General features: G+C 63.9%; 10 protein-coding genes. 3 read left to right on the top strand and 7 right to left on the bottom strand.

Annotated elements, in window-relative coordinates:
- Positions 1–284 precede the first annotated feature (284 nt).
- Together AC0L14_RS16580 and AC0L14_RS16575 are read left to right on the top strand one after the other, a co-directional pair.
- Positions 285–2,057 carry a glucan ABC transporter ATP-binding protein/ permease gene (locus AC0L14_RS16580; protein WP_123147604.1) on the top strand — a complete coding sequence of 591 codons (1,773 nt, stop codon included), beginning with the start codon at positions 285–287 and terminating at the stop codon, positions 2,055–2,057.
- 232 nt (positions 2,058–2,289) lie between these two features.
- Positions 2,290–3,054, top strand: coding sequence for a heme ABC transporter permease (locus tag AC0L14_RS16575; protein WP_473750131.1), 765 nt, complete (start codon positions 2,290–2,292; stop codon positions 3,052–3,054).
- Between the two features lie 94 nt (positions 3,055–3,148).
- Here AC0L14_RS16575 and AC0L14_RS16570 read toward each other — a convergent pair whose 3' ends face one another.
- Positions 3,149–4,207, bottom strand: coding sequence for a D-TA family PLP-dependent enzyme (locus tag AC0L14_RS16570; RefSeq protein ID WP_473750130.1), 1,059 nt, complete (start codon positions 4,205–4,207; stop codon positions 3,149–3,151).
- A 150-nt stretch (positions 4,208–4,357) separates the two neighbouring features.
- On the opposite strand from AC0L14_RS16570, the gene AC0L14_RS16565 reads away from it, so the two are divergent.
- A complete protein-coding gene (locus tag AC0L14_RS16565; protein ID WP_473487761.1) occupies positions 4,358–5,044 on the top strand; it encodes a D-lyxose/D-mannose family sugar isomerase in 687 nt (228 codons plus the stop codon).
- A 291-nt stretch (positions 5,045–5,335) separates the two neighbouring features.
- On the opposite strand, the gene AC0L14_RS16560 is transcribed toward AC0L14_RS16565, so the two are convergent.
- The 6 genes from AC0L14_RS16560 to AC0L14_RS16535 are packed head-to-tail and all read right to left on the bottom strand — an operon-like array spanning position 5,336 to position 11,412.
- Positions 5,336–6,232, bottom strand: a complete 897-nt coding sequence (locus AC0L14_RS16560) for an RDD family protein (protein ID WP_473487760.1) — start codon at positions 6,230–6,232, stop codon at positions 5,336–5,338.
- Positions 6,219–7,250: a stage II sporulation protein M gene (locus AC0L14_RS16555; RefSeq protein ID WP_473750129.1), complete on the bottom strand. Its 1,032-nt coding sequence runs from the start codon at positions 7,248–7,250 to the stop codon at positions 6,219–6,221. The genes AC0L14_RS16560 and AC0L14_RS16555 overlap by 14 nt, the downstream gene beginning before the upstream one ends.
- Entirely contained in the window at positions 7,247–8,557 is a 1,311-nt protein-coding gene (locus AC0L14_RS16550; protein ID WP_473487758.1) for a DUF58 domain-containing protein, read from the bottom strand. Before AC0L14_RS16550 ends, AC0L14_RS16555 begins: the two co-directional genes overlap by 4 nt.
- Positions 8,554–9,510, bottom strand: a complete 957-nt coding sequence (locus AC0L14_RS16545; RefSeq protein WP_473487757.1) for an AAA family ATPase — start codon at positions 9,508–9,510, stop codon at positions 8,554–8,556. The genes AC0L14_RS16550 and AC0L14_RS16545 overlap by 4 nt, the downstream gene beginning before the upstream one ends.
- Positions 9,497–10,789: a DUF4350 domain-containing protein gene (locus AC0L14_RS16540; RefSeq protein ID WP_473750128.1), complete on the bottom strand. Its 1,293-nt coding sequence runs from the start codon at positions 10,787–10,789 to the stop codon at positions 9,497–9,499. Before AC0L14_RS16540 ends, AC0L14_RS16545 begins: the two co-directional genes overlap by 14 nt.
- Positions 10,786–11,412 (bottom strand): DUF4129 domain-containing protein, encoded by a 627-nt coding sequence (locus AC0L14_RS16535; protein WP_456010292.1) that lies wholly within the window; start codon positions 11,410–11,412, stop codon positions 10,786–10,788. Before AC0L14_RS16535 ends, AC0L14_RS16540 begins: the two co-directional genes overlap by 4 nt.
- Positions 11,413–11,427: the final 15 nt, after the last annotated feature.

Raw genomic sequence — 11,427 nt, 5'->3', positions numbered from 1 at the left:
ATGAGCTCTCCAAAAAGCCGATGCAGGCTTTTGTGATCCGTACATAACCAGTTGCTGATTAAAATTGCGGCAGTGCTTGCAGCCTGCCACGATTCTGCCGCAAGGCTGACATTTTACCTTTTTTCTCAAACCGTTAGGTGATCACGACAGATTTCGCAGCGTCGCCATCTTTTGTTCGCGAATTGGGAACTGAAGGGGTACACGAGCATTGTTTCGCGACACGTCAACAGGTACGAGTCAGAAAATGATGCAGTGCACAATAACAATTTGCCGGAGTAGCTGAAGTGTCCCTTCTGCAGATCTACTGGAGAGCGCTTGGTTATCTCGCCGCCGACAGGAAACGCGTAGCGTTTATCTGCGGAGCGAATGTCGCGCTTGCCATTATCGCCATCCTTGAGCCGATCATGTTCGGACGGGTGATCGATGCTATTTCGGACGGCGGCTCGGTCTTTTCGACGCTCGCCGTATGGGCCGGTATCGGCGTCTTCAACGTCGTCGCCTTCGTTCTGGTGGCGCGCGGCGCTGACCGCTTTGCCCATGCACGGCGCAGCGAGGTTCTTTGCCAGTCATTCGAGCGCGTGATCACCATGCCGCTTGCTTGGCATCATCAGCGCGGCACCTCCAATTCCCTGCATACGCTTCTGCGCGCGGTCGAGACCTTGTTCAGTCTCTGGCTCGAGTTCATGAGGCAGCATTTGTCCACCGTTGTCGCACTGGTTCTGCTGGTGCCGACGGCGCTCAGCATGGATATTCGCATGTCGATGGTCCTGCTGGCGCTGGGCGCGCTGTACGTCGGGATCGGGCGGCTGGTGATGCGTCGTACCAGGGAAGGCCAGGCGTCCGTGGAACGGCACTTTCACCAAGTGTTCGCACATGTGAGCGACTCGGTCAGCAATGTCGCCGTGCTGCAGAGCTACAATCGCATCGGCCACGAGACCGACGCCTTGAAGCGTTATGTCAAGAACCTGCTTGATGCCCAGTATCCCGTGCTCGACTGGTGGGCACTGGCCAACGCTCTGCACCGCCTGTCGTCGACCATTTCGATGATGGTCGTGCTGTTGATCGGCTCCTATCTGGTCATGCATGGCCAATTGCGTATCGGTGACGTCATCGCCTTTACCGGCTTTGCCACGCTGCTGATTGCCCGGCTCGACCAGATGTCGGCCTTCGCCAACCAGATTTCGGAAGCCAGGGCCAAGCTCGAGGAATTTTATCGCCTTGAGGACTCCGCGGCCGACGCCGCCGAGCCGGACGGGTTGCGTGACCTGGTCAACGTCACTGGTCATGTGCGTTTTGAAAACGTCAACTTCGAATTCGCCAATTCGGGGCAGGGCGTGAACGACGTGTCATTCGAGGTCCATGCCGGCCAGACCGTGGCCATCGTCGGTCCGACGGGCGCAGGCAAGACCACGCTCATCAATCTTTTGCAGCGCGTCTTTGCGCCGTCGAGCGGCCGTATCCTGATCGATGGCATCGATACCCGCACGGTGACCCGCAAGTCGCTGCGCCACTCGATCGCCACCGTTTTCCAGGATGCGGGCCTGCTCAACCGCTCGATCGAGGACAATATCCGGGTCGGGCGCGCCGAGGCGACCTATGATGAGGTCCACGCCGCCGCCAACGCCGCTGCCGCGCAGGATTTCATCCTGTCGAAGAGCAACGGCTACGATACGGTCGTCGGCGAACGCGGCGGACAGCTTTCTGGCGGCGAGCGCCAGCGTATCGCGATCGCGCGCGCCGTTCTGAAGGATTCGCCCATCCTGGTGCTCGATGAAGCGACCAGCGCGCTTGACGTCGAGACGGAAGACCGCGTCAAGGAAGCGATCGACGAATTGCGTCGCGGCCGCACCACCTTCATCATCGCCCACCGCCTGACCACCGTTCGCGATGCCGATCTGGTCGTGTTCATGGACAAGGGCAAGGTGGTCGAAATGGGTGGGTTCGCCGAATTGTCGATGCGCAATGGCCGCTTCGCCAGCCTGCTGCGCGCCGGCGGCCTGCTCAACGACGAGGAAGTCCGCCGCCTCAGCCGCACCATCACCGACGAGGCCGCCTGAGCGGCCAGGCTCGCCCTTCTCCCCTTGTGGGAGAAGGTGGCCGCGAAGCGGCCGGATGAGGGGTGCTCCAGCTTGGCACGGACGGCGCTCCGTCCAGCACCCCTCAACCGTCTTGGCGCTGCGCGCCAATCCACCTTCTCCCACAAGGGGGCCCACAAGGGGAGAAGGAAAGGCTTGGTGCGACACCGCCACTCGATTGCCCCAAACGCGTCGCCGGTTTATGTAAAGCCGCATGAGTGACCTGACTTCACGCCTCAGCGGCTGGATGGATTTCGCCAACCCGACGCGGTTTGTCGGTTTGGCCGACAAGGTGGTGCCGTGGCTTGCGACCATCGCCACACTCATCCTGGCCGCCGGGCTCTATATGAGCTTCACTGCGCCGGAGGATTTCCAGCAAGGCATCACCGTGCGCATCATGTATATCCATGTGCCCTTCGCCTGGCTGGCCATGATGTGTTTCACGCTGATGGCGGTTTTCGCGTTAGGCACGCTGGTATGGCGCCATCCGCTGGCCGACGTCGCGCTGAAATCGGCGGCACCCATCGGCGCCGTCTTTACAGCGCTCGCGCTGATTACCGGTTCGATCTGGGGCAAGCCGATGTGGGGCACCTGGTGGGTGTGGGACGCGCGGCTGACGTCGGTGTTCGTGCTGTTTCTGATGTATCTCGGCATCATCGCGCTGACGCGGACACTCGATGACGCGGCGCGCGCCGCCTGGGCCGCCGCAATCATCACCTTGGTCGGCTTCATCAACATCCCGATCATCAAATTCTCGGTCGACTGGTGGAACACGCTGCATCAGCCGGCTTCGGTGTTCCGGCTCGGCGGGCCGACCATCGATCCCAGCCTGTTGCGGCCGTTGCTGGTGATGGCTCTGGGCTTTACCGTGCTGTTCTTCACGCTGCACCTGATGGCGATGCGCACGGAAATCCGACGTCGCCGGGTCATTTCCATGCGCCGTGTCGCAGCGAGGCAGGCCGAACGGCAATCGGCCTGACCAATTCAGATTTGCCCGGCCCTTCGCAAGCTCAGGGCGTTCGAAGCTCGAAAAGCCAAGCAATTGGCTTTCCGTCCGCACCGCGCACCGATTCTCACCCCATGCGGCCGCGCGCCGCCACTGGCAGCGTTTCCAGCACCCGTTCTCCGGCGATCAGGTGGACCTCGTCGAACAGGTTGGTGACGACGCAGCAATGGTTAGGCACGACGCGCACGCGCTCACCGATACGTAGCCTGGCGTCGCCGGAAAGCGTGATGTTGCCGTGTTCCTCGCTGAGGCCGGTGACGGTGGCGCCCGGAACGCCCAGCAATTCGCCGAAATCGGGCAGCCCCAGCGTGTCGCTGGACAAGGCCTTGCTGCCGGCATCGAGGATGGCCCGTGTCGGCGTCGGATGGCTGACCACCGTCGACAGCACCGTCAGCGCGCAATCGTCGAGGCTGCCGACGCCTTTGGCGACCTGGTAGCGGTCGAGATAGATGTACGTGCCAGGCCGGTATTCGGTGACGACGCTGTCCTCGCCCGAGCGCCACATATCCGGCGTGCCGCCGCTGGAGATGCGTTGGCAGGCGAGGCCGGATCCGGCGAGCGCGTTGCGCGCATCGGCCAGCCATGCCTCGGCCTCGGCAGCGCGGCCTGCCGCCGGATAGGTCATCAGCCCGCCGAAGGCGAGCCCCTTGGCCTTGTCGATCTCTCTGGCCAATGCGACCGCCTCGCTGGCCGACTGAACGCCGCAGCGGCCCATGCCGGTATCGCACTCCACCAGTACTTGTAGCGGCTGGCCTGGATCGGTGAAGGTGGCGTCGAGCCCGTTAAGCGTTTCCAGGCTGTCTGATGTAACCGACAGCGTCACACGGCCGTGCAGCGCCTTGAGGGGCTCCAGCTTGGCCCTGCCCAGAATGTTGTAAGGCAGAAAAATGTCGGTGAGCCCGGCATCGGCCATCACCTCGGCTTCACCGATCTTCTGGCAGGTGATGCCGACCGCACCCGCGGCGATCTGCTTCTTTGCCCAGTAAGGCAGTTTATGGGTCTTGATGTGCGGCCTGAGCTTCAGCCCTTGGCGGTCGGCGTGGGCCTGCGCCCGCGCGATGTTGGCTTCGGCGCGGTCGACATCGATCAGGATCGCCGGCGTATCGAGATCGCCTATGCTCAGCATGGAATGCCACCATCAGGAAACTGGTTGCCGTTATGACCTTGATCGAACCGGATGTCATGAGGCCAGCTCATGCAGTTTACGTCGACACCGCACCGGCGTTCGGCTATTCGGTTTGGAGATCGCCTAGGCCGACGGGAAGGAACCACGACCATGAAACGCTCCGCAATCAACGACATCATCCGCGACGCCGATGCCTTCATCCGTTCGTTCGGCTACATCATGCCGCCCTTCGCCTATTGGACCCCGGAACAGATGAAGGCGCGTCGGCAGGATTCGTCGGCCATCTTCTCCTCCCGGCTCGGCTGGGACATCACCGACTATGGCCAGGGCAAGTTCAACGAGCTCGGCCTCTTCCTGTTCACCGTTCGCAACGGTCGCTTCGAGGACATGAAGAAGGGCATGGGCATGCTCTATGCCGAAAAGATCATGATCTCGCGCAAGGATCAGCTGTCGCCAATGCATCGCCACAACATCAAGGCCGAGGACATCATCAACCGTGGTGGCGGCAAGCTGGTGCTGGAACTGTTCATGCACGATCGCGATGGCGGCATCGATCCGAAGGCCGAGGTATCGGTGCCTGTCGACGGCACCATTCACAGGCTGCCGGCGGGCGGGCTGCTGAAGCTCGACCCAGGCGAGAGCGTCACATTGCTGCCGGGCGTCTGGCATGCTTTCTGGGCCGAAGGCAAGGATGTGCTGATCGGCGAGGTTTCGACGGTCAATGACGATCTCACCGACAATGTCTTCCGCGAGCCGATCGGCCGCTTCGCGGACATCGACGAGGACGTCGCGCCGCTGCACCTGCTCGTGTCGGACTACGAGAAGTGGGTGGGTTAGGAGGCAGCCTTGCTGCCTTCTAATTTGCTCGATTGAGGAGCGCGCGGAGTCTGCGCATTTCGGCGATCAGGCGAGGAACATCCTGACGCGCGGCGGCCATGAAATCCTGGTCCGCGAGCATCGCGCCGGTCATTTCGATGTCCTCGCCGCGGTCCGCCCCTTGGCCGGTCTGGATGAAACTTGAGCCGCCAAGAAAGTCCCGGCCCTCGACCCATGATTTCCACGGGCCAGGTTGGGCCGCGGCAGCTCGGGTTTCCATCTCTTGAAGTTCAAGCTCGGATAGAGATGTGTTCATGGCAGCCTCGTTGGTCCAGCGTTGCTACCGCGCGCGTGCTTGTCGGCCTTGCGGGTGCCGAGAAGAAGCTTGCGTTCGAGATGCGCCCTGAGATCCCCGTAATACGCCGTCAGGAACGGGCGGGCGTCATGCGCCTGCGGCGTTGAACCGATCTTGCGTCCGATCGTTTCAGCCACCGCCCGCAGCGCGAAGTAGTCGTCGCGGCGCAGCACTTCCTCCAGCTTGTGCAGTTCGGCGATGCCATAGGCATCGAGCTGCGCGTGGCTGAACTGAAAAGTCTTGGCGACCGGATCCTGCCTTGCCGACAGATCTTCCATCAGCGTGCGCTTCGGCGCCTCGACGACCCAGGTTCCCGCCAGGAGGTCGCCAATCCGCAACCGGTCGCCATTGAAAAGCGGGAACAAAGCGAACAGCAGCGTCCACACCAGTCCGAAGACCGTCGTCAGCGTATCGGCGATGCCCATCCCGCCCCGTCCGGCAATAATCGACAGCGGCAGAAAGACTTCAATCTCGCGCATCAGATTGCGGGCGATGACCTGATCGACCGATAGGCCGGCTCCGTTGCGTGACGCGACCCTGATGCCGACGATCCGCTTGCCGGGCGTCGACGCGCGCCGGCCCGCCTCGAAGGCGATGAAATAGACGTTGCGCAGAAAAAAGATCGCGATGATCCAGACGATGAAAAGCGGCTGCATTTCATCGGTGCCAAGGCCTCTCACCCCGAACAGCGCGCCAATCGTGACCGCGACTGCGGCCGTGGCGATAAACACGACATCGAGCAGGAAAGCGGCAGCCCGTGTGCCGGCATCGGCCAGCTTTACCTGGAGATCGACACCTTCAGGCGTGATCAGCGAGCGTATTGTCGCCAGCGCGGAGTGTCTAACGGTCGCCATTCCGCACCACCTGGAACAGGTAGAAATAGCCGATCCACAGTGCGAGCATGCCGCCGCCGATGGCATAGCGCGTGACATCGCTGGTGATCGTCTGCCTGCCGATGCCCTCGAGCAGTCCGGCAAACAGCAGCATGACCGAAACGCCGACCATCGCGGTCGCCGCGACGCGTCCGGCATGGGCGGCTGCCGTCATACGGGTCAATTCGCCGGGAAAGGCGATGCGCGTGCCGATACGCATGCCGGCAGCGCCGGCCAGCGCGATGGCGAACAATTCGGTGGTGCCGTGAATGGCCAGCCAGCCGCCAAGTTCCATGCCAAGCCCCTTTGCCCAATAGACTTGGAACAGCGCACCCAGCATGCAGCCGTTGAACAGCATCAGCAGCACCGTCGGCGCGGCGAAGGCAAATCCAAGGGCGAAGGCCAGGATTGCAACCTGGACGTTGTGGGTGAAAAGATAAGCGGCAAAGCCTGAGAGAAAGCCGTTGTCGCCATCATAAAGCATCCTGCGCAGCAGCTCGGCCGAAGCGTCGGGGCCACGGCCGGCCGCCAGGCCCGACGGGATGATCGCGTCGAACCAGCCTTTGTCGGACGCTACCAGCCAGGCGCCGACGCCGATGCCGACAAACATCAGCGCCACCGACACCAGCGTCTCGCGCCACAAGTCGCGGATGGCGCCGGGCCAGTCGCGCAGGAAGAAATCGCCAACACGCTGCCGTAGTCCGCGACGTGCCCCGTAGAGATAGAAGTAACCTCGCAACGACAGGGATTCGAGGTAAGCGATCAGCGCACTGTCGAGGGATGTCGCTCTCGCCACCGAAAGCGAAGACAATGCCGAACGGTAGAGCAGCGGCAGCGACAGCAGTTCTTCTTCCGACAGCGCCCGCGGCGCGCGTTTCTCGACGCGGGCGAGAAGCGCCTCGAACGCCTTCCAGTCGGCCTCGCGCTCCCGACGGAAGCTGGCCAGCGACTGGCGTACGGCATCGCCGCGTCCAGCATCGCCGGATACTAGCGCGCTCACAACAGATCCTCCCGCTTGAACTGCAGGTAGCGCTCGACCAACGCCGGCCCCAGCCTTTGATGATCGGCTTCGATCACATGCGCACCAAGCAGCCGCAACCTGCCGATAACGACCTGCCTTTCGCGCAAAAGCCCGCCGGCGACGACGGCGCGGGCCACATCCTCGCCGGACAAAGGCGGCATATCGGTCAAGCTCTCCAGCTCGACATCCCTCATCATCATGAACAGCACCAGATGCCGCTCGGTGAGCCGGCCGACGGTGCGCAGCATCAATTCCGCGCTGATCGGATCGACGAAGTCGGTGAAGACGATCACCAGCGAGCGCCGGTCGAGCCGCGCCGCAAGCGTGGTCAGCGCCAGGGTGAAATTGGTCTCCTCGTTGGAATAGTCGATCTCCGCAGCCCGCTTCTGGATCATCGCGAAGCTGGCCGAGCCGCGCACCGCGCCGCTCGTGACGCGCGGCCGCGCATCGAAGCCGAACAGGCTGACCATGTCGCCGCCCTTGAGCGCAACGAATGCCGACAGCAAGGCGGCCGCCACCGCCCGGTCCACCTTCGGCACACCGTCGACCGGCTCGCACATCAGGCGTCCGCTGTCGATCGCCAGCACGATATTGTTGTTCTCCTCGATTCGGAATTCGCGCGCCAGCAGCCTGCCGTGGCGGGCGCTGCGCTTCCAGTCGATCATCCGCCGGCCCATGCCGGGCTGATAATCCTTGAGCGCCTCGAACTCCCGGCCCTGGCCGGCCCGGCGCTGGGCGTGCCCGTCGGGCAGGGCGTCACGCTGCAGCAGCGTGATCGCCTGGTCGCGGGCGCTGCGGACGTCGGGCAACACTGCCACCTTGCTTTCCATCGGCAGGACGACTTGGTTCCAGACCAGTCCGAACGGCCCGCGCCAGCGCACCCACAGACGATCGAAGCTGGCGATGCCGCGCCGCAGCGCCTGGAACCGCAGGTCGAGCGATCCGCCGTCGCTGGTGGGGGCCAGGGCTCCGCCGGTTCCGCCCATCGGCGCCAGGCGGACATCATGGCCGACGCGCGCCTCCAGGCTCCGCGTCCGGCCTGAAAAACGGGCCGCGACGTGGACGGTGAACTGCCCGCCGACGCCGACCTGCGGCGGCGCGTGGACGCTGGCGGCCAGCGATGTCCGCCCGCGCCCCGCCGCGGCGTCTACCGCCAGGAAGGCGAGCAGCAGGCAGATCCACAGCAATCCGAGATACCAGAGCGACGGCAGCGCCAGCGCGACCAGGAACGCCGGCACCGCGCCGGCTGCAGCCGTCCAAACCGCTCGGCCGCTCGGATAGATCAACGCGGCGCTTCCGTCTCATCGACCAGGTCGGAGACGATCTGCTCGACCAGCCGACCATCGATCTGCGCGGCCGGGGACAGGATGACGCGATGGCGCAGCGCCGGCACCGCCAGCGCCTTGACGTCGTCGGGGATCACATAGGCGCGCCCGTCCAGCGCCGCCCGCGCCCGTGCCGCCCTGGCCAGCATGGCGCCCGCGCGTGGACTGGCACCGACCTCCAAATCGGCGGTGTCGCGTGTGGCGCGCACCAGCGCCGCGATGTAGCCGACGACGTCGTCGACAAGGGTGACGGAGCCGACGGTTTCGAGCGCCTTCTCCAGTGTCTTGCGGTCCGCCTGGGCCTTGATGCCGTATTGCGCGATGTCGTGCGAGGCGGCGCCGCCGCCATGGTGGATGATGATGGCCCGTTCCTCCTCGGGGCCGGGATAGCTGACCCGGTGTTTGAACAGGAAGCGGTCGAGCTGTGCCTCGGGCAGGGGATAGACGCCCTGGTGCTCGATCGGGTTCTGGGTCGCGACCACCATGAAGTTGCGGCCCAGCGAATGCGTGGTGCCGTCGAAGGTGACCGCATGCTCCTGCATAGCCTCCAGGAGCGCTGCCTGCGTCTTGGGCGGCGTGCGGTTGATCTCGTCGGCAAGCAGAAGATCGCAGAAGATCGGACCGCGCGTCAGCGTGAACTGTCCGGTCTGGAAATTATAGATGTTCGATCCGACGATATCGCCAGGCATCAGGTCCGGCGTGAACTGGATGCGCCCGTAGGCGACACCCAGAGCCTGGGCGAAGCAGCGCGCGGTCATTGTCTTGGCCGTGCCCGGAGGGCCTTCCAGCAGGATATGCCCGCCGGCGAACAAGGCGATCAGCATCAGGTCGACAGTGTCGTGCTGCCCGGTGATCGCCTTGGCCACTTCTTCCCTGATCCGTGTCGCCAGGGCCTTCACATCATCGACGTTCACCGAGCCTCCTTGCCGTCCAATCGTGCAGCTGTTCCGCTGCCTCGTGCATTTGCGTCAGGTTTTTCGCCTCGCCGGCGGCTTGCGCCCGCGCGGTGAATCCGCTGGCTTCGTCCTTATCGCGAGAATCGAGCCAGCGGTCGAGCGCTTCTCCCTGCAGCCCTTGCGGCGCTCCCAGCAGTGCGCCGGCGCGTACCCGCATCAAGGCCGCATAACGGCCTCCCAGTTCCTCGAGCCGCCCGGCGCGCCGCAACAGCATCGCCGTCGTATCCACCAGCGCGCGCTTGCCAAAGGCAATAGCGCGCAATTCGGCGCGCGGTGGGCCGAAACGGCCGAGGCCGTGCAGGAAAGTCAGCGCCGCCGCAGCCAGGATCGTCAGTGTCAGCGCCAGAAACGGCGGTTCGACCAACAGCTTGGCAAGGTCATATTTTCGCCCCGCGCCATGCAGCGTGAGATCGAACATGACCGGCTGTGCGCGGCCTATCTTATTTGGATTTTCGGATGCGGCGTCGCCGAGTTGGTCAGGGTCGGGCAGTTTGAAATTGGACCGGGACGGACTGATTCCGGATTGAAGCCGGCTGATCAGAGCGAGCGCGGCTGCCGCCTTGTCGGGATTCCCAAGGGCGGCGTTGTTGATCAGGTCGGGGTCGGTCAGGACATAAAAAGGCTTGCCATCCACTTCGGTGAGCACAGCCTTGTCGTTGCCGGCTGCTATGATTGGATGCTCGTCCGCCACCCACTGCAATTCATCGGGGGCGGCAACAAGCCGGCCCTCGATGTCGAGTTGCTGCATCGTGCTTTGGCCGACGCCGATCTTTGCATTGGCGATCCGGCCGAGCCATTGGTTCACCACGGGATCGGGCAATCGCCCGAATTTCATGTTCCATCCCTCGTGCTCCTCCAGCGGCAGGGTCTGCCATTTGGGCAGCACGAAGAGGGTATCCTGGTCCTGCCGAAGTTCGAGAATGTGGTCGAGCGCCGCGGGATCGCTCTCGGGCGAAATGGTGACGATCAGCAACATGTCGGCACCGAGATCGTCCTCGGTTCGTGCCATGGCCGGCGTCTCGCCGGTGAGCCGCAACCATTCCGCCAGGCCGGCATAGCCGACGCCGCTTTTCGACAGTGGCGTGGCGCCGCCATTGCCGGGTTGCCGGAAGTCGGGAGCATAGGTGGACAGCAGCAAGAAGCCCGCTGCCGCAAGCAGGCTGGCGAAAATGCCCCAGAATAGCGTTCTTCGATTGAACGGTTCCTGTGCTGCGGGCTCGGCCGTCGCAGCGCTCATGTCCAGGCATCCCGGAAGACGAAACGCTCATAGGCGCCGCGTGCTTGCCGCCAGCCTTCGGCGCCGACGGGCCGGCGTGCGAACAGCGCGGCTTCGACGATGCGTGCGATCTCGGTAAACGCTGCGCGGGCCTTGGCGGGAACCGAAGCAGCAGCGGCGATGTCGCGCGCCGTGAGCGACGGGCGCAGAAAATCCGGCAGCCGGCCGGCAATATCGGCGACGCTGCGGCGAAGCAGGAGATGGACCGCTTCGTCATAGTCGCCTCGCGCGGCAAGCGCGTCGGCTTCCGACAGCAGGATCTGCGCGGCGCCGGCGTCGGGACGCCATGCTTCCTCCGCCTCGGTTTCGCGCCGCGCGCGCTGCCACGGCAGGCGCCAGGCGATACCTTTCATCTCGAGAAAGACCAGGAGCAGGATGATCGCGGCACCTGATATCACCGCCCCCCAGAACAGATAGATCATGTAGGGACCGAGCGACGACAACAGGTCCAGCAGCGGCTTCAGCCAGTCGGGTGGCTGCGGCGGCACATAGGCCGGCAGGTCGAACTGGATCGACTTATCCGAGATCAGCTGCTCATGCGCTTTTGCCAGCCATTCGGCTTCCGCTGTGCCTGGCTGTGCCACCGCCAACCGCTCCCC

It is taken from the genome of Mesorhizobium sp. WSM4841 (assembly GCF_055811515.1).
The sequence above is the reverse complement of the archived record's forward strand: the minus strand, read 5'-3'. Positions and strand labels throughout refer to the sequence as shown.

What these genes read in the sequence shown, in the direction of transcription:
- AC0L14_RS16575 (WP_473750131.1), top strand. Translation starts at nt 2,290, where the DNA reads ATGAGTGACCTGACTTCACGCCTCAGCGGCTGGATGGATTTCGCCAAC.
- AC0L14_RS16570 (WP_473750130.1), bottom strand. Translation starts at nt 4,207, where the DNA reads ATGCTGAGCATAGGCGATCTCGATACGCCGGCGATCCTGATCGATGTC.
- AC0L14_RS16565 (WP_473487761.1), top strand. Translation starts at nt 4,358, where the DNA reads ATGAAACGCTCCGCAATCAACGACATCATCCGCGACGCCGATGCCTTC.
- AC0L14_RS16560 (WP_473487760.1), bottom strand. Translation starts at nt 6,232, where the DNA reads ATGGCGACCGTTAGACACTCCGCGCTGGCGACAATACGCTCGCTGATC.
- AC0L14_RS16540 (WP_473750128.1), bottom strand. Translation starts at nt 10,789, where the DNA reads ATGAGCGCTGCGACGGCCGAGCCCGCAGCACAGGAACCGTTCAATCGA.